14 protein-coding genes are annotated in these 22,555 nt (G+C 42.8%); 5 read left to right on the top strand and 9 right to left on the bottom strand.

The features are described 5' to 3' along the window. The first annotated feature begins 24 nt into the window (after positions 1–24). Positions 25–765: a sulfotransferase-like domain-containing protein gene (locus GNIT_RS12450; protein WP_014109590.1), complete on the top strand. Its 741-nt coding sequence runs from the start codon at positions 25–27 to the stop codon at positions 763–765. Here GNIT_RS12450 and GNIT_RS18490 read toward each other — a convergent pair. Then, on the bottom strand, positions 762–2,540 hold the full coding sequence (locus GNIT_RS18490) for a methyl-accepting chemotaxis protein (RefSeq protein ID WP_014109592.1): 1,779 nt from the start codon (positions 2,538–2,540) through the stop codon (positions 762–764). The two genes, GNIT_RS12450 and GNIT_RS18490, sit on opposite strands and share 4 nt — an antisense overlap. Before the next feature lie 268 nt (positions 2,541–2,808). Here GNIT_RS18490 and GNIT_RS12460 point away from each other — a divergent pair, with 268 nt between their 5' ends. Both GNIT_RS12460 and GNIT_RS12465 read left to right on the top strand, forming a co-directional pair. Beyond that, the gene (locus tag GNIT_RS12460; RefSeq protein ID WP_014109593.1) at positions 2,809–5,136 is read left to right on the top strand and encodes a YgiQ family radical SAM protein; all 2,328 of its coding nucleotides are present in this window, start codon (positions 2,809–2,811) and stop codon (positions 5,134–5,136) included. Between the two features lie 53 nt (positions 5,137–5,189). Then, on the top strand, positions 5,190–5,582 hold the full coding sequence (locus GNIT_RS12465) for a diacylglycerol kinase (protein ID WP_014109594.1): 393 nt from the start codon (positions 5,190–5,192) through the stop codon (positions 5,580–5,582). A 201-nt stretch (positions 5,583–5,783) separates the two neighbouring features. Here the strand turns inward: GNIT_RS12465 and acnA are convergent, their stop codons facing one another. From acnA to GNIT_RS12485, 4 genes are all read right to left on the bottom strand, one after another. Continuing rightward, entirely contained in the window at positions 5,784–8,495 is a 2,712-nt protein-coding gene (acnA, locus tag GNIT_RS12470) for an aconitate hydratase AcnA (protein WP_014109595.1), read from the bottom strand. Between the two features lie 60 nt (positions 8,496–8,555). Beyond that, positions 8,556–9,863 carry a class II fumarate hydratase gene (locus GNIT_RS12475; RefSeq protein WP_014109596.1) on the bottom strand — a complete coding sequence of 436 codons (1,308 nt, stop codon included), beginning with the start codon at positions 9,861–9,863 and terminating at the stop codon, positions 8,556–8,558. Positions 9,864–9,907: 44 nt separating this feature from the next. Beyond that, positions 9,908–10,834: a formate/nitrite transporter family protein gene (locus tag GNIT_RS12480; protein WP_014109597.1), complete on the bottom strand. Its 927-nt coding sequence runs from the start codon at positions 10,832–10,834 to the stop codon at positions 9,908–9,910. 115 nt (positions 10,835–10,949) lie between these two features. Then, complete coding sequence (locus tag GNIT_RS12485; protein WP_014109598.1) at positions 10,950–11,426, bottom strand: pyridoxamine 5'-phosphate oxidase family protein; 477 nt, start codon at positions 11,424–11,426, stop codon at positions 10,950–10,952. 378 nt (positions 11,427–11,804) lie between these two features. On the opposite strand from GNIT_RS12485, the gene GNIT_RS12490 reads away from it, so the two are divergent. Then, positions 11,805–13,004, top strand: coding sequence for a DUF547 domain-containing protein (locus GNIT_RS12490; RefSeq protein WP_014109599.1), 1,200 nt, complete (start codon positions 11,805–11,807; stop codon positions 13,002–13,004). Positions 13,005–13,068: 64 nt separating this feature from the next. On the opposite strand, the gene GNIT_RS12495 is transcribed toward GNIT_RS12490, so the two are convergent. The 3 genes from GNIT_RS12495 to GNIT_RS12505 form a co-directional block, all read right to left on the bottom strand. Next, the gene (locus GNIT_RS12495) at positions 13,069–14,493 is read right to left on the bottom strand and encodes a hypothetical protein (RefSeq protein WP_014109600.1); all 1,425 of its coding nucleotides are present in this window, start codon (positions 14,491–14,493) and stop codon (positions 13,069–13,071) included. 305 nt (positions 14,494–14,798) lie between these two features. Continuing rightward, a complete protein-coding gene (locus GNIT_RS12500; protein ID WP_014109601.1) occupies positions 14,799–17,468 on the bottom strand; it encodes a TonB-dependent receptor plug domain-containing protein in 2,670 nt (889 codons plus the stop codon). Positions 17,469–17,714: 246 nt separating this feature from the next. Then, positions 17,715–18,545, bottom strand: a complete 831-nt coding sequence (locus tag GNIT_RS12505) for an SDR family oxidoreductase (RefSeq protein ID WP_014109602.1) — start codon at positions 18,543–18,545, stop codon at positions 17,715–17,717. Between the two features lie 237 nt (positions 18,546–18,782). Between GNIT_RS12505 and GNIT_RS12510 the strand changes: the two genes are divergently transcribed. Continuing rightward, positions 18,783–19,778, top strand: a complete 996-nt coding sequence (locus tag GNIT_RS12510; protein ID WP_014109603.1) for a potassium channel beta subunit family protein — start codon at positions 18,783–18,785, stop codon at positions 19,776–19,778. 35 nt (positions 19,779–19,813) lie between these two features. On the opposite strand, the gene GNIT_RS12515 is transcribed toward GNIT_RS12510, so the two are convergent. Beyond that, positions 19,814–22,480 (bottom strand): tetratricopeptide repeat protein, encoded by a 2,667-nt coding sequence (locus GNIT_RS12515; RefSeq protein ID WP_014109604.1) that lies wholly within the window; start codon positions 22,478–22,480, stop codon positions 19,814–19,816. Positions 22,481–22,555 lie beyond the last annotated feature (75 nt).

A 22,555-nucleotide genomic window follows, 5' to 3' on the forward strand; every position in this document is an offset into this window, starting at 1 on the left:
TATGAACTACGCTGGGAGACAATAATGACGATTAGAATTGCGATGTGGTCTGGACCGCGAAATATTTCAACCGCCATGATGAGAAGCTGGGAAAACAGACCGGACTGCAGCGTTGTCGATGAACCTTTTTATGCTTACTATTTGAAAACAACCCAACACCCCCACCCCATGTTTAATGAAGTGCTAGCGTCACAATCGATAAACTATGACGAAGTCGCTAAGAGTTTGCGTGAAGGCCCCTGTAATAGTCCAATACAGTATCAAAAACACATGACCCAACACATGCTGGAAAATTGCGATTTAAGTTGGACTAAAAATATACGACACTGCATGTTGATCCGCGACCCTGCTTACGTCGTGAACTCTTACACAAATAGCCGAGGAAAATGCACGGCTGAGGACATTGGTATAAAACGCCAGTTCGAACTCTATGAAGCAATCAGCGAATTGACTGGGCAAAACATTCCCATTATCGATTCAGCAACGGTGTTGAATAACTCACACAAAATGATCCCCGCTATGTGTGCAGCACTTGAAATTACATGCGAAGAAGAAGTTAAAAATGCCATGCTCAATTGGCCTCTTGGCCCACGAGACAGCGACGGCGTTTGGGCTGAACATTGGTATCACAGCGTCGAAAAATCAACGGGATTTGCTGAGGCGAAAAAACAAAGCATTGCGCTAACGCCAGCACAAATGAAAGTGGTAGATGAAGTGATGCCTTACTATGAGCAGATGAAAGCAAAAGCATTGCTGATTACTTAATTATCAATCTTCTTAAGTAAATTTGCTAACTCATCAATTTGAGTCACCGTAACTTTGACTAAATTGTCTATTTCGCTGCTGAACTTATGCGAATTTGCTGCAAGATTGCGTACTTCATCTGCGACCACAGCAAATCCGCGACCGACATCTCCAGCTCTCGCTGCTTCAATTGCGGCATTCAACGCTAATAAATTAGTCTGTTCTGAAATACCGTTAATCGTGCTAACTATTTCACTGATTGTTTTACTTGCCTCCAACACACTTTTCATTGCTTCTTGGGTTTGACTCACAGCAACTTTTCTATCGGTAATATCAATACCTACAAACATGATTTGCGATACCTTTCGCTCGAAATCAAGCAAAGAACAAAAGCGACCGTCAATAGTGAAAGATTGACCTGCACTTTCATAAGCCACTACTTTTGACACCACTCCGACTGTTTTCATGAGCTCCTGCTCGGCGGCACTCAATCCATTCATCGCATAGTTACAGAATTCTTCAGGTGAAATGCTGGTACCAAGTCTCGCGCGCATTTTTTGATTGGCATCCATATATTGGCCTTGCGCCGTAATATCCATAAACAACAATGCATCACCTAAAGCCTCTATCTTTCTCGTAAAATCGAGTGCCATTTGCTTAACTTGAGTAATATTTGCTTGCACTGAAATGTACTTTTCTAGCTTGCCATGCTTGTCAAAAATTGGGTTAATAGAAAGTGAGATCCAGTAGGGCTTGCCGTCGACTGAGTAATTTAATATTTCATCGTAAAACGGTTCTTCTCTCGCAATGTAATCACGAATCCGCTGCACCGTGCGCGCATCCGTTTCTTTACCTTGCAAAACACTCCCCGGCTTTTTGCCCAAAACCTCAGCTTCAGAGAAACCAGTCAACCTTTCAAACCCCGGGTTTACGTATTCAATAAGTCCTTTGGCATCGGTAATAATAACGGAATTATCGGTACCATTGGCAACCATAGATAGCATTTCAAATTTGGCCCGTTTCTTTACTTCCGTTGTAATATCACTTGCAAATTTAACGATTTTTATCACTTTACCGGAAGGGTCTCGAATTGGATTATAGGTTGCGTGTATCCATACGCTGCTGCCGTCCTTTGCAAACCTCTCATATTCATTCGTTTGAAATTGGCCACTTCCTAAATCACGCCAAAATGTTCTGTAGCTGTCGGTCGCAGCATACTTAGTATCGACAAAGATTCGATGATGGTTACCGATCAGTTCTTCAGACGTGTAGCCAAAAATATCTAAAAAGTTTTTATTTGCCGCCAAAATATTGCCAGACAAATCGAACTCGATAATAGCTTGCGAGCGACTAATTGCTTCGACTTTCGAGGCATAGTCAGATTTGATTAACTTTTGCTCTGTAATGTCAGACGCAAACTTTATGATCCTCTCGACTTTACCGTTTTTCAATATCGGAGTGTATGACGCCTGGATCCACACTTCTCTTCCAGACTTTGCTAATCGCTTAAATTCTGCAGTTTGCGCTTGCCCTTTCGCGAGGTTATGCCAAAAATTTCGATATTCGTCACTGCGGATATCCTCTTGCGTCACAAATATTTTATGATGCTTACCAATGATTTCTTTTTCAGTATATTCCATCAAATTTAAGAAATTGGCGTTTGCACTTTTAATTGTGCCGTCTGTAGAAAACTCGATAACCGCTTGGCTTTTATTTATGGCGGCAACAATGTTGTCTGACGATTTGGTAAGGAAGTTAAACACGTTGGCAGCCTTTTCATTTGTTTTTTGAAACATTCACTAATTACTTAACGGCATCAAAAAGCAAAACTAAACAATGGTTGATACTTTTGAATATCAGTTATTCAATCAACGCGCAATCAAACGAGAAGTAGATTAAAATTTAAGTGTTTCAGTTTCCTTACACTCACACGAAATCACGCTAACTTGGCTTTGTATTATTAAAGACTATCCTTAACTGTTTCTCTGATATAATGATCAAGAAAATAAAACACTGAATTTGTCACAAATTTACTCCAACACATAAGATCACACAGAGAAAGCTATGCCAACAACCCCAACAACCCAGTCCGCATCCAGAAAATCAGAAACGCCAAGGATGAAGGCTGAACGAGGATTATTTTCTTTTCCTAAATATTGGGCATCCTGCTTTGATCCTGCGCCTTTCTTACCTATGTCGCGCAAGGAAATGGATCAACTTGGTTGGGATAGCTGCGACATTATCATTGTCACCGGTGACGCTTATGTTGACCATCCAAGCTTCGGTATGGCGGTTATTGGTCGCACACTTGAAGCTCAAGGTTACCGTGTAGGTATTATCTCACAGCCGAATTGGCACTCTAAAGACGACTTTATGCAGTTGGGCGAGCCTAACTTATTTTTCGGTGTAACCGCTGGCAACATGGATTCGATGATCAATCGTTATACTGCCGAGCGCAAACTCCGTCATGACGATGCCTATACGCCAAATAACGAAGGCGGCAAACGTCCAGATCGAGCAGTGACTGTTTATACGCAACGATGTAAAGAGGCCTACAAAAAGCCTGTTGTCATCGGCGGCATTGAAGCGAGTTTGCGCCGCATCGCGCACTATGATTATTGGTCAGATAAAGTAAAACGTTCGGTGTTATTTGATTCGAAAGCAGACATGCTTATGTTTGGCAATGCAGAAAGACCATTGCTGGAAATGGCTTCTCGCTTCGCCGCAGGTGAAACGATTGACCAGATGCAGGACATTCGAGGCACCGCCGTTATTCGCAAAGAACCGCTTCCGGGCTGGCAAGGCGTCAATTCGACTCACGTCGACACCATAGGCAAAATAGAACCGATCATCAGTCCTTATGAAATGATCGAAGACAAGTGCGCTATTCAGGGCGAAGAAGACAAACAAGCCGCAAGAGATGCAGAAAAAGCGAAACCGATAGTAATTCAACCCTTTACCTCAAAAACTGAGCGACGCAAACCATGGGAAAAAACCTATGTGTTGTTGCCGCCCTACGACGTTGTGCGAGCAGAAAAAACGCATTACGCCCACACATCCAGAATCTTACATCAAGAAACAAACCCAGGCTGTGCTCGAGCTTTAGCGCAGCGCCATGGCGACCGTATTATTTGGATTAATCCACCGGCATTCCCGCTAGAAACTGAAGAAATGGATGCCGTTTTCGATTTGCCTTACGCGCGTGTACCGCATCCTAGCTATGGCAAAGCGAAAATCCCTGCTTATGACATGATTAAAACGTCAGTCAATATTATGCGTGGTTGCTTCGGTGGCTGCACGTTCTGCTCGATTACAGAGCATGAAGGTCGGGTTATTCAGAGTCGCTCAGAAGAATCCATTATTCGTGAAATAGAGCAAATACGTGACAAAGTACCCGGCTTCACAGGCGTCATTTCAGACCTTGGCGGCCCAACCGCAAACATGTATAAACTGCGCTGTAAAAGCCCGAAAGCAGAGCAAACATGCCGACGTCTTTCTTGCGTATGGCCGGATATTTGCGGCCACTTAGACACCGACCAAACGCCTACTGTTGAACTATATAAAAAAGCACGTAATGTCGAAGGCGTTAAGAAAGTGCTTATTGCCTCTGGTGTGCGTTACGATCTAGCAATTGAAGATCCTAACTATGTAAAAGAATTAGTGACGCATCACGTTGGTGGTTATTTAAAAATTGCACCTGAGCATACAGAAAAAGCGCCATTAGACAAAATGATGAAGCCGGGCATGGGCACTTATGACCGTTTCAAAGAAATGTTCGACAAGTACACCAAAGAAGCCGGCAAAGAACAGTTTCTGATCCCCTACTTTATTTCTGCCCACCCAGGCACAAATGACGAAGATATGCTAAACCTTGCGCTGTGGCTAAAAGAGCGCAACTTTAAACTGGATCAAGTTCAAAACTTTTATCCGTCGCCTATGGCTAACGCCACGACGATGTATCACACCAACAAAAACCCGATACACAAGGTGAATCACCAGAGTGAAGTGGTTGAAGTGCCTAAAGGTGAAATTCATCGCCGACTGCACCGTGCCTTTCTACGCTATCACGATGCGGCCAATTGGCCATTATTGCGCAAAACATTAATTGAAATGGGCAAGTCTCACCTTATCGGAAACGGACCAAAGTGCTTAGTACCTTACGAGAGCAGAAATGAACTCAAGGGGCACGAGCAGAAAGAATTTGCGAAGCGCTCAGCCAACAAGGCTTATGCTAAAGGTAAAGTGTCGAAAACACCTAAACATCAGCAGGGTTTAACACGCTTTAGTGATAACCAGCCGCATAATGTGCAGGGCGGACAAACTGCAAAGGCAGAACTTGCTCAAACTAATAAAAAGTCACGTAAGCCGAAAGCTAGAAACTCTAGTCGATGAATTTCACCGACTTTAGGCACATCGAATAAATATTTAAAAGCGATATACATAAGATGCGAGATGAAATACCTAATATTGCTAAGAATGTATCAGGCATGAGGCGATTACCCCGTGCTATTTTATGTTCACTAAAAGGGTATCAAGCAGCATGGACACATGAGTCGGGGTTTCGACAATATCTGATCATTGCAGTGTTAGTTAGCCCCGCAAGTTTTTATATTTCAGAATCACTTACGCACTGGTTCATGCTGATTGGCTGCTTAGTATTTTTATTATTTGCAGAAATTATTAATTCTGCCATTGAAGCCGTATCTGACGCTGTTTTCCCCGATTACAACGAGTTGATCGGCAGAGCCAAAGATTTAGGTTCCGCCGGTGTTTTCACCGCGCTACTGCTGGCTATTGTGATTTGGGCCGTATCTATTTATGAGTTTTTTACAATTTAGAGCGAATAATCGTGGGTTTGCCTTTCCTTCGGCAGTTTAGTTAGGCCAAGCCTCTTTTTTCATACGAGTAACTCATAGCTACGCTAACGCTATTTTACAGATACTTGCATATCAGGTTTAGTGAATACCCCCAAAAGTTTGTCTACTTTCGAGGGGCTTCACAACGATTGAGAATCTTTTTAACTTGCCTCTCTGCTTATTCTAAAGCAAAGAACGGATCACATACTGCAAAATACCGCCATGTCGGAAATACTCAAACTCGTTTGGTGTATCGATACGAATATCAGTATTAAAGCTGATTTCACTGCCATCCTCTCTTATAACATTCACTTTTGCTTGTTTCTGCTTAGCTTCAACGGCTTCAATAGAATATCGCTCGGTACCATCGAGTTCATAAGTGTGAGCCCCCTCTCCGGACAAAAACTGCAGGGGTAAAATTCCCATACCGATTAGGTTCGACCGATGAATACGCTCGTAAGTTTCGGCAATGACAGCCTTTACGCCCAACAGAAGTGGTCCTTTTGCAGCCCAATCACGCGAACTGCCTGTACCATATTCCTTACCAGCAACCACAATAGTGGGAATATTCTCGGAAATGTACTCCTGAGATGCTTTAAATACGGTCATTTCTTCACCGCTGGGCTGTTTGCGAGTAAAACCGCCTTCGGTTCCAGGAGCAAGTTCATTGCGCAGTCTTACGTTGGCAAAGGTTCCGCGCATCATCACTTCATGATTTCCGCGGCGTGAACCATAAGAATTGAAGTCTGTTTCCTCAACGTTGTTTTTGCGCAAGTATTCTGCTGCAGGTGTATCGTTGCCAATTGAGCCCGCTGGTGAAATATGGTCAGTGGTAACACTGTCGGCCAATTTCAGTAGACAACGCGCATTCTCGATAGCTTTTACGTCCTCTGGCTGGGCTGGCATGTCAGTGAAAAAGCTTGGCTTTTTCACATAGGTGCTGTCAGGCCAGTTGTAGATATTGGCGTCGACCGTTTCAAGGTTTTGCCATACATCACCGCCTTCATAAATGCTTCCGTACTTTTCGGTAAACATCGATTCATTAACTACTTCTGTGACTATCTTTTGAATATTTTCTTGGCTTGGCCATAAATCTCTAAGGTAAACAGGTTTGCCATCTTTGCTAGTGCCTAAAGGCTCTTTGGTGACATCAATATTCATATTACCAGCAATAGCATATGCAACGACCAACGGCGGTGAAGCTAAGTAGTTTGCTTTGACATCAGAGTGTATTCGACCTTCAAAGTTACGGTTACCTGATAATACTGAGGTGACCGTTAACTTACCCTCTCTTACCGCATCACCAATAGGTTCTGGCAGTGGGCCCGAATTGCCTATGCAGGTAGTGCAGCCATATCCAACTAAGTTAAAGCCCATATGGTCGAGTTCTTTCGATAAGCCTGCTTTATTCAAATATTCTGTGACCACTTGCGACCCAGGCGCAAAACTGGTTTTTACCCAAGGCTTAACCTTCAGGCCTAATTCATTGGCTTTTTTTGCTAATAGCGCGGCTGCGACTAACACTGATGGATTCGAAGTGTTGGTGCAACTAGTGATAGCTGCTATCACAACGGCACCTTCATCTAGTTCGAAATCTTGCCCATTATAGTGACAGGAAACGCTGGTTTTTGAATCCTCATTTAGCGGGCCTCCTTCGCTCTCGAAGCGACCTTGCTGGCTGTTGTTTGGTGCAATAGCCAGTTCCTTTTGCTCCGTTAACCATTTTTTGAATGCGGATGAGGCATCGTCCAAATTAATTCTATCTTGTGGGCGTTTGGGCCCAGCGATAGCAGGGACAACTTTGCTTAAATCAAGCTGCAAAGTATCGTGATATTGCGCATCTTTCTGAGCTTCGCTGCCCCACATTCCTTGCGCTTTAGAATAGGCCTCTATGATTTCTATTTGTTGCTTGCTACGGCCCGTTAATGCGAGATATTTAGTCGTCTGCTCATCGATAGGGAAAAGACCACATGTCGCTCCATATTCGGGAGACATATTGGCTATGGTTGCGCGATCGGCAACGGTTAAGTGTTTAACCCCTGCACCGAAAAATTCGACAAATTTACCTACCACGCCAAACGCCCGCAGCTGTTGCGTCACAGCTAGCACCAAGTCAGTTGCCGTGGCACCCGCCGGCAGCTTTCCGGTCAATTCCATGCCAATAACTTCTGGTATTAACATGGTAACGGGTTGACCCAACATGGCAGCTTCAGCTTCTATGCCGCCAACTCCCCATCCGAGCACGCCCAAACCGTTGATCATGGTAGTGTGAGAATCGGTTCCTACCAGCGTATCTGGGAATAAAACTTCCTCGCCATCGCGCTCCTCAACAAATGTGACTCGCGCTAAATATTCTAAATTCACTTGGTGAACAATGCCTTTTCCTGGTGGCACAACCTTAAAGTTGTTGAAGGCGCTTTGACCCCATTTCAAAAACTGGTAGCGTTCTTTATTGCGCTTTACTTCAATTTCAGTGTTGTTTTTAAATGAATCTTGACGCCCAAACTCATCCACCATAATAGAATGATCTATTACTAAGTCGACCGGCTTGAGCGGGTTAATTTTGTTTGGGTCGCCACCTAAATCTAGCATTGCATCACGCATTGCAGCTAAGTCAACAATGGCGGGCACGCCTGTAAAGTCCTGCAATATGACTCTGGACGGAACAAAAGCAATTTCAGTTTCTAGTGAAGAGTTTGTGTCCCACTTTGCTAGCGTTTCAATATCTTCTGGCTGAACATATTGTTCGTTGCTGTGGCGTAGTAAATTTTCTAACAAGATTTTAGCAGTCAGAGGTAATCGGTTTATGTTGGTACTTGCGCTGTTCAAATCAAAATATTGATACTTTTTGTCTTGCACAGTTAGGGTAGATATATATTTATTCGATGACTTCACTTTGCTTCCCTCTTTTGTTTGAATTCTAATTTGGAGCTCATTTATTCATTTATTTGGCAACTAAACTAAGTTTTTAGGATCCAGCAATTTACTAAGTTCTTCTCGGTCAATATCAGTCATTTCTATTGCTACATCGATAATCGGTCTTTTGGTTTTGTATGCGCATTTTGCAATTTCAGCTGCTTTTTCATAACCGATAATACTGTTTAACGACGTCACTAAGATTGGGTTATATGCCAATATGTCCTGTAAATTCTCATCATTCACTTCGAACGTTGATATCGCTTTTGTGGCTAGAACTTTTGCGCTATTCGCCAAAATATTAATGCTCTGTAGTAAATTATAGGCTATTACCGGCAAATAGGTATTTAGCTGAAAATTCCCTCCCTGTCCTGCAACAGTAATCGTAACATCGTTGCCCATTACCTGCGCACAAGCCATGCACACAGCTTCAGGAATTACTGGGTTAACCTTGCCTGGCATGATACTGCTGCCAGCCTGCAGTTCTTGTAGGGAAATTTCGCCGAGTCCCGCAAGAGGACCACTGTTCTGCCAGCGTAAATCATTGCTTATTTTCATCATCGACGTTGCTAGCGTTTTAAGATGACCACTCAACTCCACTGCTGTATCTTGACAGCTGATGGCTTCGAAAAAATTATCGCTAGGAACAAACTCAAGTCCTGTTTGTTCGCTCAACTCTTCGCATGCTAACGCCGTGAATTGAGAGCTGGAATTAAGTCCTGTGCCAATTGCCGAACCGCCCAATGCTAGCTGCCCTAGCCGACGGTAACTTGTCTCTATTCTTTCGATGTTGCTTATAATTTGCTTCTGCCATCCGCCGATTTCTTGGCCCATAGTCATTGGCAGTGCATCCATTAAATGGGTGCGTCCGGTTTTAAGCGTAGAGGTGAGTGAAATGCTTCGATCCATCAAGGTATCGCTCAGCAGGTTTAAGTTCGGTAGTAGATCTCTTTTAAGCGCTGTGTACGCGCTTACGTGAATGGCGCTTGGAATGGTATCGTTTGAGCTTTGGCTCATATTAACGTGATCATTCGGGTGAACTTTTGCGCCATATTTTATTTTGCATAGCTCACTAAGCACCTCGTTCATATTCATATTTGTGCTAGTGCCAGAGCCTGTCTGAAAAACATCTAGCACAAATTCATCATCATATTCGCCATTAATAACATCCGTCGCTGCAGCGATTATGGCTTTTGATAATGCAGCATCTAACTTGCCTTCTTTTGCATTTGCCACTGCGCAGGCGCGCTTAATCATCGCTAAGCTGTGAATAAAATCAGTTGGCATCCTTATGCCGCTGATTGGAAAATTATCTAGTGCTTTTTTTGTTTCTTTTCCATAAAGCATAAATCCTCCCTAAAACGTTTGATATTACCAATCTAACTCGTAATCTACATTTCTTGACGTATTTGAACATACGCTAACATTGCAAAGAGTCCTGTACCACCCACAATGTTACCAATTAACATTGGACCAATGTGATTGGATAATGCGGTTATCAGACCTAGCTCACCGTTTAAGACTAGGCTAAAGATCTCGTTAGAGCCAGCGATGACGTGAGTAAACTCTCCAGCAGCAATCAACCATGTGAACATAATTATCACAAATATCTCTGAACCTTTCGCTGAGGGCAGCATCCAGACAAGTGCCGCAATAATGAAGCCTGCAGGGATACCCCGCAGTAAAGTTTCCGTCGGAGTCAGTTCAGCGACGTGCCGCGATATTTCAAAGATAGCCGCGAGGATCCCCTCGGTGAGGATCCCCCCGTGCACAAAAATAGCTGCTGTTAAAAAAGTGCCAACAAGGTTTGCACCAAGCACTACTGCCCACAGCCGAGCTGTGCAGCCGAGACGACGTTTTGTAGTTCGAGCAAGCAACGGCAGTACTACCGTCAAAGTGTTTTCAGTAAATAGCTGCAATCTGGACAGAATGACCAACACAAAACCAAGCGTGTAACCAATGCTTTCAATGATAGACAGATAAGGATGATCTGAGCCGATGCTGCTGCGGATAATGCCTTCAGCCATTACGGACGTTGAGATGCCGATGCCTGCTGCGATACCTGACCACCATAAAGATGACATTGGCCGTTCCAGCTCCTCTTGCCCCTCACGTAAAATAATAGAGTAAACGGTGAGCGATGACAGCCTACCGTGCTCTGCAACAGCCTGTCGCTCCGTGCCGGTCAGTGACTTTTCTGTTTCCGTCTGACTGTTTTCGCGCTCTTCTCGTTCTTCGCGCTTTTCGGCCTTTTCGCTGGCTTCCTTGCCTACGAGTGCCGTTTCATTATCTTTGTCATTTATATCTTTCTGCGCCATGTAAACACCTTTTGCTACATGAAACTTAGCGGCATAGCTTTCGCTTCATGAATAGAAACATTGCCGCCACATCTCACCCCAAGGGTGAGCCCACGACATCCTATATCGCTAAGCACTATGCTCGTTTTTTAAACTCAACTAAGGTGTGGTCTCCTGCGTCCTCAGGGTCGACCTTTGAGCCCGTCGACATTTTGAGTACACCTGTGAAAGTTGGATTTTTGTTCCATATTTCAATGCTTTTTACATCTAGGCGCATGAAATGTAGGTTCGGATCATCAATGCCCTCGTCAAACCATGCCTCTGCCGCATTTGACCAAAACATATCGAGCATCGACTGATCTCTTTCTTCCGCCAGCTCTCCTGTTATTGAAGCAAATAATTTATGATCTTTACCAATATATTGCACAATGCTCTTCCCGCCGCCGGCAACACGGTTGTCTTTCTTCATGATTAACCACAAACGATCGTCTGCATTTTCATCTAAATATGCATGCATTGGTTCGCTGTGCTCTTCATTTCCTTGCAACCCGACCATCACTTGACCATCTTCTTGAATACTTTTCCATAATAAATTCACTAATTGTTGTGACATATAGTTCCTCTCTTTTTTGCTACCAGAATATTCATACATGCGTTCTGCATTAGAAATAAAGTGCTGCACTTATCATTCCAGTATTATTATTTTAAAAAAATAATATAATCAATAACTTAGAAATTTAAATATTGAGAGGGGAATTATTATTGGTGGAATAGTTACAAGCTACATGAAAATTTTACATAGTGTGCTTAGCAGCGATAAGCGACTCACTGATCCCAAGTTTGCACTTAATTGGTAGGCCGCTTCCAGTTTTGACAAATTATTCGAACACGCTAATATAAAACAAATGCGGTGGGAAGCTTCAGAAACGTGAAACTTTTAGATGTTATCCGCGCAAAATCTAAGTGAAAAATAGAATTAAGGATGAAGTTTATGATAAAGAAATCGCGACTGCGCGGTGCAATGTTATTAGGCGTGCTGCTATCGATTGGTTCAAGCTGTTTACACGCTACTGAGAGTGAGGTTCCAGAGCCCTTTCAAGGTGAGGATCCACGGTCAAAGCTATCGATTGGTTATGCAGATCTGGATGCTTTTATAAAGCCACATTTCTTTCAGTCTGGGCCTTCAACAAGAGCTAAGGCACCTAAATCAAGCAACAATATGGGGACCAGATTTAAAGTAAAGGTCAATCGATATACGGCACTTGAAGGGAATCGTTTTTATTTTAAAAACTTAGAAAACCCTGAGGTTGTCGCCATACTTTCTGACCTTGTAGAAAGCTTAGAAGCGTTCCCTGACCAAACTCCGCTAAACTTATTAAATCGGAATGAGCAACTCGCATACTGGCTCAACTTGTATAATTTCGCATTATTGGAAGAACTGAGCCAAGTTTATCCAAAAACAAGTCTAAAAAATGTCTTAGATTACGGTGACGACGACTCAATACTCGCCAAAAAAGTACTCAAGGTATCGGGTGTCTCATTAAGCTTGAATGATATCCAATATAATATTGTCTATAAAAAATTCCCAGAAAAACACAATATTTTATATGGATTTTTTCAGGGAAATATTGGAGGTCCAAATATAAGGGAAAAATCTTACGAAGGTGACAGCGTTTGGCGAGCACTCGAAGAAAATGGGAAACGTTTTGTTAACTCTAATCGTGGCACCGCAGTAGGAAGCAGCGGTAAAGTAAGAGTGTCAGAGTTATACGAACACAACATGATGCTGTTTAACAATGATAAAGAAATTTTGCGCGATCACTTACAAGATCTTGCTATCGGGGATGTTGAAACTGCATTGGCAGCTATGAAGTCAGCAAAAAAAATAGATTTTGATATTGTTGATTGGAACTTCGCAGATTTATTCGGTGATCAGCGCAATTTTGGTGGCGGAAATCAGACGAACCCAGCGGCGCTGCTCGACTCAGTAAAATCATCAACAATAAACGATAGCGGCCAGGTAGTGCAGATTCAAAGCTACTTATCTGACGACGTTCAATCTAAAGCTAAAATGGATATTCGCTTTTCCGATTCGGAGCTCGAAACATTATTAATGCTTAAGCAAAATAGAAACCAAACTCAGGGTACCGTCGAAATTAAAGATATAAAAGAATCTAAAAACGGTAAATAGAACAACGAGAGCCAGGTTACTCTAAAGTTTAGCCTGGCTCAGCTTATTCTTACATTATTTATGACTATCTACGCTTCTTTTTAAAACCAAATAAGCCAGACTTTATGATTTCGTCCGCGACAGCTTTCGGCACGTTTTCTTCCCAACCACCTTTCCCACTCCTGAGCTGCTTCAGAATATCACGCGAATAAATTTTGAATAGCTCTACATTACTGGTATCAATGCCGGCTAAGAAGTCGTTTTCTAATAAATGACGATACAAAAAACGCAAATGTTCTGGTACCTTAACGTCGGTAAATTCCCGCAGTTCACCCTCGGCGTTGATTTCAGGGTAAATGAACATGCGCGTGTTGTCTGGGAATAGCTTTCCAAAACCTTCTAAGATGCCGCCCTCAACGCCCACATAAGACTCTTCATCGAAGATTTGTTTGAGATTGATCATACCCACCACGATACCTATTTGCATTTTAGTGTACTGGCGGAAATAAGCGCGCAATGAAAAATAGCGCGTATAGTCAGACACCATCACATTGTAGCCAAGTTGGTTGAGCAAACGAACGCGCTGGACTAAGTCTTCTTCAGGAACATGGTTGTCATGACCCCTAGCATCATTTAGTGATATCTCAGCAATAGCAATTGTATTTCCTTCGTCAACGCCCTGCTGCTCGTAAAATGCCTTTTTACCCTGTTCAATCATGTCTACGTTAAGATTGGTTACTGGTCGAAATGAACCTCTTATAGTTAATACATTCTTTTTGTACAACATCTCTGCTGGCACACCAATCGAACCATCAGCATTAAACATAATTGCGCGAGTTTTCCAACTGCGAATTAAATGCAGGTTAATTGCGCGGTTATCGATATCTTCAAAATAGGGCCCTAAAAACTCGATTGAATCAATTTCAAGACGACCTGGCTTTATGCTGTCAGTCAGAGAATCAATGATCATTTTTGGATTTTCGAAATAATAATAAGCAGCATAAATGAGATTAACGCCTAAGACTCCTAAGGCTTGTTGCTGCGCTTCCGAATTATCGTCTTTCATACGCACATGAACTTTAATGTTTGATGGCTCAGCACCCGGGTACATCTGTATGCGAATACCGCACCATGCATGACACTCATTCTGGCGACCAAAACTTTTTGCAGCAACGGTAGCTGCATAGGCAAAATAGCGTGAGGACTTAGACCGCACATCGCTCACACGCTCAAGCACCAAATCAAACTCTTGAGCCATCATCGCTTTAACCCGAGCCTTGCTGACATAACGACCGTCCTCCTGCACGCCATAAATGGCATCAGAAAACTTCATATCATAAGCTGACATGGTTTTAGCAATGGTGCCAGCGGCGGCACCCGCTAAAAAGAACTGACGCGCGACTTCTTGGCCTGCACCGATTTCGACAATAGTGCCGTATTTTTTGTCATCCAAATTTAGGCGCAGTGCTTTTTGTGATGTTGAGCGAGAGCTAACGTTCTTATGTTCCATAAAAGTTCCTATATTGAGCAACAGTGTATTATTCGCGTCAATGGCTAATGTGATGAGAATGATATAGCAGAAAGCGTGTTTATAGAATAAACATTGTGTTGTTGGTATACAACAGGCCATTGAAAATCTGTACCACATAGGGCGACAGTAACTATTTAACGGCAGGACTTACAAACTCTGGAGTGCGACATGGAGCAAATACAGCCAACGTCGGGGATATGCAAACATACAATAAAACAAACTGTTGAGCAGGTATAAAAAAGCCCGGTATAAACCGGGCTTCTATTAACAAACAATACTAAATGTTAAAACTCAATTGCTATACGAGCATAAAGCTGACGACCACGAGGATCATGCACTTTTGAGTCGAAACCACTGTTAGTAAACACTTGAGGAGGCTCTTCATCCGTAATGTTAATACCACCCACTGTTAAGACGTATTCTGTTGATGTGTCAAACAATGCCGACAAATTAACATTAAACTGAGCATCATAAGTAACATGACTATCAATTTCTAAACACGTCCCGTTAGTACAGTTTTGATCATCATCATATGAGCTCACGTAGCGTGCAAATAGATTGGCGCTATACGCCTCCATTTGCCAGCCTAAACCCAAGTTTGCGCGTAACTCTGGTGAAGAAACACCAATGTTCGAGAAGTTACGACGTCCAGCACCATCAATTTTACCCGCTTGTGGATCGTCTAAGTCGTACTTAGTAATATACGTTGCGTTAATGTTGGGTGTAAACGTACCAGCGCCATCAGTTTCGATTTTGTAACTAGATACAAAATCTATTCCCGATGTTGTCAATGAACTCGCGTTAACAAAGGTATTTCTCACGCCAACTAAAGGACCCGTTGCTGGGTCTCCTGCACGTATTAGGCGCGTTGTATCGTTTGGATCTAAGTTCAAAATAGCTTGTGCATTCTCTTGGATTATCAGGTTCTTAAAGTCAAAGTTCCAATAATCCATCTCAATTGCCCAGTTTTCTAAAGGCGCTAGCGAGAAACCGATATTGTATGCATCAGACTCTTCAGGAGTAAGGTCAGCGTTACCTGAGGTTCTTACAGCAGCAAACGCATTTCCGCCACCGATTAACGGATCAGATAGTTGCTGCAAGCTAGTTGCACCACCATTGCGCATAAATACTGATGGCGCTCTGAATGATGAAGACAGTGAAGCTCTTAAAGAGAAGTCATCGGTTGCACGATAATTAAACGCAACTTTATGATCAAGCGTATCGCCAATCGAGCTTCCGTAGTCTTCATAACGCAATGCGAGTTGGACATCTAGCGTATCGCTAACAGGCAATGCAAGTTCTGCAAACGCTGCAATTACGTCTAGGCTATCTTTAAAATCAGGGTTACCAATAACGAAGGTAAATGAATCTTCATTTGACAATGCGTCGTAATCTTGTCCAAGCTGTTCTTTTCTATACTGAGCACCGAAAGCTAGACCCGCAGCACCGCCATCCATATCAAACACACTAATTGACGCAAAGCCCTCTAAGACTTCAAGATCTGAGTTTGAATCAATAACTTGCTCACCAGAGAATGAATCAATGACATTTTGTGAATTAGGAGACGTTGTAAATGACGTAGCGAATGGATTGAAATATTCACATAATCCTGTTCCCGGCGTACCCGATACAGGATCACAACCGCGACCGCCTAAACCGTTCAGTGCAAGTGTAAACTTGTCTTTAATAACATCTTCAACTCTAAACGAGAAGTCGTTACTAGCGTTGGTATAGCTAAGTTCCCAGAAACCATCATCCAGTTCACCGGTCAGCATTGTATTAAATCTAAAGGTATCTGATTCTGTATTTGCTGGATCAGCTTCAAAGCCATTTCCTTCGGCACGGCCGAAAAATACGACTGGAGCACCAAACACGTTATTTGGATGCGTCGCTGGCACTACTGGACCAGTCAAGATTGGGAAACTAGGTGCTCCACCACGTTCAGCACGGTTACGTGCAAAGCTGATTTCTGAGGTCCAAGAAACGTCGTTGTCAAAGTCGTAGGTACCGCGGAAATACACATTTAAACGCGTTTCTGTAGGTACATAAGAATAGCCGAGTCCAAAGTCATAACGACATAGGCCCACATCGATAGCACCAGCAGGTTGGATCACAAGTGGGTTACCACCGAATTCAGCACAGCCCGTTGGGTCAATTACCGGCGCACCTGCAGGTAGGCCTGGTACTCCAAAGAATGAACCAGGGTTACCTAAAGAACTGGTATCGTCTATTGGACGAGACAAACGTCTATCGCTAATGAATAGAGGTGAGCGATTTGTGTAGCTCAACGCCCCCATTACGCTACCATTGTCGCCAACAGCACCCCAAAGGCCCTGCAAGTTATACTCACTGTTGTCGCCGTGAGCACCGTCTTGGTAATCGAAACTTAGTTTCGCACCGTCATAATTTCGTTTCGTGATAAAGTTAACAACACCCGCAACAGCATCAGAGCCATATAGAGCAGAAGCACCGTCTTTGATTACTTCCATGCGGTCAATCGCAATCATCGGTACTAGGGAACTAGTATCAACAAAGTTCAAACCTTCATTGGTTTGTTGTGCATTAACTACCTGACGTTTGTTATTGAGTAGCACAAGCGTTGATGCAACACCTAATCCGCGTAAGTTGATGTTTGATGTTCCCGCAGTCGCATTTTGTGTAAATGCATCAGGGTTATTTTCAGAACCCGTGTTGATCGTGAGAGTCTGCGTGATATCAGCTATATTTTTCGCACCAATAGAGTCAATATCTACGCTGTCAACCACCGCCATAGGTGAAGGCGATTCGTAGTTTTCATTTCTACGAACATAACTCCCCGTTACTATTATTAATTCGACGGCTTTTTCTTCGGCTTTTTCAGAATCATCTTCTTGTGCAAGCGCAACTTGCGGTATCAGTGCGAAGCTGGCAGCAATGCAGGCAGCGAGTGCAGATTTGCGTGTGGTTAACTTCATATGTGTTCCCTATTTTAGGTAAAAATTTACCTATTTTGTTGTAGTGCTTGTGTGATTTTTCTTATATTTGGCGCTATTTAAGTTGCGCCCTATCGAAATCATAAGCCTAACGGAACCGTTTGTAAATTATATGTTAGTTATATGTTAGCATTTTTATTTCATATGGTCAGACCAGATAAGTCTAAAGACAAAAAAGGCTATTAAACATGCGTTAATAGCCTCAATCAAGAACTCATGCCAATACGCTTACTGATCTAGCTTAATCTGAGCAGCCATTTGTTCTAAAGCCCTAAAGGTCGCTGTTGGATTTTCTCGCTTTAAAGTTAGCAAGCCCATTTCTTCGCCATTTCCTACGACAATCTCTTCAATTCCATTTTCAAAGCCTTCCATAATTACCGCGCCACATTCATTTACATCCATGCCAGCAGCAATGTTGCTATCCACTTTACCTGTAGGGCTACCATCACCATTTAATGCGTTTACAGAAATGTTCGTTCTAATAAACCCTGGCGTGATTGTAGTGACTTTGATGCCATCACTCGCCACTTCGGTGCGCAATGCATCAAAGAATCCCATCACAGCATGCTTGGCGGCGCAATATCCTGTTCGCAATGGCGCACCTACTTTACCAGCAACACTAGAAGTAATAGCAATGTGACCCGTGCCCTGTGACAACATTACAGGTAACACTTGCTTTGTAAGTGCAATCTGTCCTAATACATTCACTTCAAACATAGTCCGATACACCGACATATCGGTATCGACACAAAGTGAACGCTGCGACATACCAGCGTTGTTTATCAAAAAATCAATTTTACCAAAATGCTCAATAACTTGGCTTACCGCTTTCGGCATAGCGTCATAGTCAACAACATCTAAAGGCACAATTAAGATCGCCTCTGCGCTGGCACCTAAATTTACGCAATCGTCTTTAACTTTTGCTAGCTGCTTTTCATTGCGAGCAGACAACACTAACTTCGCACCTTTATTCGCAAACTCTCTGCTCAAAGCCTCACCGATACCAGACGATGCGCCGGTGATCCATACAACTTTGTCTTTAAAACTATTTTTGCTCATGATGGGTTTCCTTGAATGTTTGGATTAGCTTGAAAATAATGTGCCTATCTTGAATATACTCAGAGTTAACCGAAGATAATATTCATTTTGTTTGATTGGCCGCTATAAGTGCTGTCGATAACCGGGGAGGAAAAAAGATTGAATACCACTAGGGAATACTTAACTTGCGTTTTTTATTGCCTGTGGTCAAGATACGACAAGACTAGTTTGGTCAAAAAATTTAGTAAGGAAATAAAAATGGAATATCGTCGCTTAGGTAAAGCCGGACTGAAAGTTTCTGCATTGTCACTAGGATCTTGGGTCACATTTGGCAAGCAAGTTGATATGAATGATGCTAAAAAACTGCTAAAAACAGCCTACGATGGTGGCATAAATTTTTTTGATAACGCCGAAGGGTATGAGGCAGGCGAATCAGAAAAAATAATGGGAGACGCAATTTCAGGCATTGGATTAGCGCGAGACACCTATGCAGTGTCCTCTAAAGTATTCTGGGGTGGCGATAAACAAATGCAATTAGGACTGAGTGCCAAACACGTTCGCGATGCGTGTGACGCAGCTCTCAAACGCTTACGTGTTGATTACCTCGATTTGTATTTTTGCCATCGACCGGATATTGACACCCCGATTGAAGAAACAGTGCGTGCAATGCACAATTTAGTGCAACAAGGTAAAGTCATTTATTGGGGTACCTCCGAGTGGTCAGCACAGCAAATTACACAAGCTCATGCGATTGCAAGACAAGAGCACTTAACACCACCAACCATGGAGCAGCCTCAGTACAACTTATTACATCGCGATAAAGTGGATGGGGAGTTTACCCCATTATATGAAGAATTTGGCATGGGTACGACTATTTGGTCGCCACTGGCCAGCGGTTTATTAACCGGAAAATATAACGATGGCATTCCTGACGATAGCCGCCTCGCGCTGCCTGGCTATGAATGGTTGCGGGACTTATGGACCAGCGAAGATGGTAAAAATAAGCTAGACAAAATTCGCCAGTTAAGCGCATTAGCAAAAGAGCTAGATATCAGCATGACACATTTATCAATTGCTTGGTGCTTGAAGAATCCGAACGTGAGCACAGTTATACTAGGAGCGTCTCGTTTGAGCCAGCTCGAGGACAACTTAAGCGCGATGGATGCTATCTCAAAGCTAAGGCCAGAAGTGGTCGAACGGATTGAAACAATTGTTGCCAATAAGCCAGCTGACGCGGAGCGTTTTGGTCAATAGAAAACCTCGTATTTCAATATGAAACGTTGGCGCTGCTAGCTCTGCGTGGCTAGCAGCAGCTTATCTATCAAGCTTGTGATGTCACTATTGGGCTGTTTCGCGTCTTGCAGCACCAGCAATGCTTCGGCTTCTCTATTGAGTGCCATCAGTATGTTAGCGTGCACTAATTTCACTTGGTTATTATCCGCATTAAGCATCAATGCATTGGTGGAATACTTTATCGCTTTTTCTGGAGCTCGCTGAGTAAAGTAAAGCCATGCAATATTATTTGATAGTTTCCAATTGCGCTCAATTAGCCACTGGATCTGTTCGCGTTCTAACAATTTCAATGAGAACGCAGGCTGGCTAGGCGCCAGCTTAAGTGCCAAAGATAGAGATGCAGTATTATCTTGCGGGAAGTTTTCTACATACTCCTTGGCAACTGACAACAGTTGCTCGCTTCTATTTGCTTTCACAAGCACGTTTGCCAACGCATTAACCGAATGAAAACTAGGTAAGTCTTCGTAATAAGCCGTAAGGTAGCTTGCCGCCTGCACTAGGTCGCCTGCATCCTCCATTGTACGACCATTTATATACAAGGTTGCAGCTCGCACCGTTTGATTCTTCTCCAGCGGACTTATAACGGCCTCAGCTTGCTCAAACTGTTTAAGTTCTAGCATCACCATGGCCTTTTGTAATTGCACAGCGTCAGTGCTTTGCATTGGCTCAGGTAGTCGTTCAATAAGTGCTGACATTTGCTCGAATTGTCTTTGGTTTTCAAGAACAGATAAAGCAAACATTACGTGGTCTTTTAGTGGATTATTTTTGAAATAAATCTCAAAATTACTGTTAAATTTATCGACACCCGACAATGAAAAACTATTTTTGAGCCATACCATCCAGACTAAGTCAGACCACTGCGATTGTGGTTTATATTCCATCAAAAACGTGTCTAGCCGCGCATAGTCCTGCCATTGAAACATTGCATCGCTAAGCGCGATAATTTGATCATCCGAAATAAGCGCTAAATCAAGTGATGCGAGCAGTTGTTCCCAATTTGGTGAGCCTTGATGTTTGAAGGTAAGCTTCAGCAAAGAACGCAACGCTGAAAGGTTTTGCGGGTTCGCTTGCAAAATAGTCTGATAATACAAGTTTGCTTGCTGGTAATTGGATTGTGACAACGCCTCCTCAGCGAAGAAGAATAAGCTTAGCGTATTAAGTGGGTTTATTTCCAGCGCTTGCTTTAACAGTGGCCGTGCTTTTTCGGGCTCCTGTAATTGTTGAAAGACATAGGCGAGAACATTTAGCGCATCTAGATTTTGAGAATCCTGTAATAACCACTTTTGTGCTTCATCCTTTGCCTGAGCTATGGCGTTTGACTGTATGAACAATATTATTTGAAGCAACTTCTGTTCTGAAGGCTTATCTTGAGTGCTTGTAACTAACTCAGTTAACGGAATTGCTTCTTCAAGTTTGAGTTGATTTTGTAAAGCTTGCGTTTGTAAACGAATGGCAGGCTGAGACATAGGCGTATTGCCTAAGTAATCAAGAATGCTGCCAGCTTGATCAAATTGACCATCTTGGATGAATCTATACGCCATTAAATTACCAAACAGTAGGTTTTGTACGCTGCGTTGATCTTGTTTTTTATAACTTGCGCTCGCCTCTTCTAGGTAACCAAATCGGAATTGAATGAACATCAGTAGCTGTTGAAGTTGGTCATTTTCCGGATAGAAAGTAACGGCTTTTTGTAAATGCTTATAGGCTATTTCCATTTTATCTTCATAATATGCCGATACTCCGGCCATCAAGTAATTTGCGGGTGATTTCAAACCTCGGTCAATCGACCGTTCTGCATAAACCCTTGCTGCCTCGTAGTCTTTTTTCTCAAAAACTAACAGTGCCTTTAAATGGTTAACTAAGGCTTGATTTGGATTAGCCGCTATTAGGTCATCAACGTACTTGGTGGCATTGACAATGTCTTTCATTTGAAATGCGGTGACCGCGATTAAAAGCTGAACGAAACCCGCTTTAGGCTGCAGCTCTTGAAAACGTTTAAAATTGTTCATCGCTTCGGACGGATCGCGCAAAGCGAAGTAGAGTTGCCCACGCAATAAATACGCTTGTGCGTTTTCAGGAAATGCCAATAGTAATTTACCGATTGTATCTATGGCTTTTGTAGGGGCGTTGTAGCTTTGCAAATGTGCTTGAGTGAGCAAACATAATTCGCATTCCCGTTCTAATTGCGAGAGGTTGAGAAGAATATCATCCAGTATTTTCTGAGCCTGTTTGAGCTTACTGTTTCGCGCCAAATATTGAACATTATACAATGCTAATTGCAGGTCAAATTCTGAATTGACATTGGGTTTGCTGTGAGTATCCAGAAGGTGTTTGAGCGCAGTCATACTATTTTGCTGAAGATAAGTCGCGGCCAATAACAGCACAACCTCCTCTTTAGAATAATCAGCATCATAAGCATTGAGGAAATACTTTTCTGCAGAAGCGTGATCGCCTAAGGAAAAATAAATTAAGCCTAAGTTAAAGCGAGCTTCTATAAAAGATGGTGTTTGCTCTATTGCATTTTTATAAACGATTATGGCCTGATTATATTGTTTATTAGCAACCAAGGTTTCAGCCTGCTCAACGATTTCTTGCGGTGTTTTAGGGCTGAAACAACTGACCAAAAACAAACTTATAATAATGATGGCTGTAGGGCGAAACAATATTTGGAACTCCATGGTTAACATGCGCACTAACTTGTTAATAATCTACTGCAATAAAAGGTAATGCACTAGCAC

The sequence above is a fragment of the Glaciecola nitratireducens FR1064 genome (assembly GCF_000226565.1).
Taxonomy (GTDB): Bacteria; Pseudomonadota; Gammaproteobacteria; order Enterobacterales; family Alteromonadaceae; genus Glaciecola; species Glaciecola nitratireducens.

What these genes read in the sequence shown, in the direction of transcription:
- GNIT_RS12450 (WP_014109590.1), top strand. Translation starts at nt 25, where the DNA reads ATGACGATTAGAATTGCGATGTGGTCTGGACCGCGAAATATTTCAACC.
- GNIT_RS18490 (WP_014109592.1), bottom strand. Translation starts at nt 2,540, where the DNA reads ATGTTTCAAAAAACAAATGAAAAGGCTGCCAACGTGTTTAACTTCCTT.
- GNIT_RS12460 (WP_014109593.1), top strand. Translation starts at nt 2,809, where the DNA reads ATGCCAACAACCCCAACAACCCAGTCCGCATCCAGAAAATCAGAAACG.
- GNIT_RS12465 (WP_014109594.1), top strand. Translation starts at nt 5,190, where the DNA reads ATGCGAGATGAAATACCTAATATTGCTAAGAATGTATCAGGCATGAGG.
- GNIT_RS12475 (WP_014109596.1), bottom strand. Translation starts at nt 9,863, where the DNA reads ATGCTTTATGGAAAAGAAACAAAAAAAGCACTAGATAATTTTCCAATC.
- GNIT_RS12480 (WP_014109597.1), bottom strand. Translation starts at nt 10,834, where the DNA reads ATGGCGCAGAAAGATATAAATGACAAAGATAATGAAACGGCACTCGTA.
- GNIT_RS12485 (WP_014109598.1), bottom strand. Translation starts at nt 11,426, where the DNA reads ATGTCACAACAATTAGTGAATTTATTATGGAAAAGTATTCAAGAAGAT.
- GNIT_RS12490 (WP_014109599.1), top strand. Translation starts at nt 11,805, where the DNA reads ATGATAAAGAAATCGCGACTGCGCGGTGCAATGTTATTAGGCGTGCTG.
- GNIT_RS12495 (WP_014109600.1), bottom strand. Translation starts at nt 14,493, where the DNA reads ATGGAACATAAGAACGTTAGCTCTCGCTCAACATCACAAAAAGCACTG.
- GNIT_RS12500 (WP_014109601.1), bottom strand. Translation starts at nt 17,468, where the DNA reads ATGAAGTTAACCACACGCAAATCTGCACTCGCTGCCTGCATTGCTGCC.
- GNIT_RS12505 (WP_014109602.1), bottom strand. Translation starts at nt 18,545, where the DNA reads ATGAGCAAAAATAGTTTTAAAGACAAAGTTGTATGGATCACCGGCGCA.
- GNIT_RS12510 (WP_014109603.1), top strand. Translation starts at nt 18,783, where the DNA reads ATGGAATATCGTCGCTTAGGTAAAGCCGGACTGAAAGTTTCTGCATTG.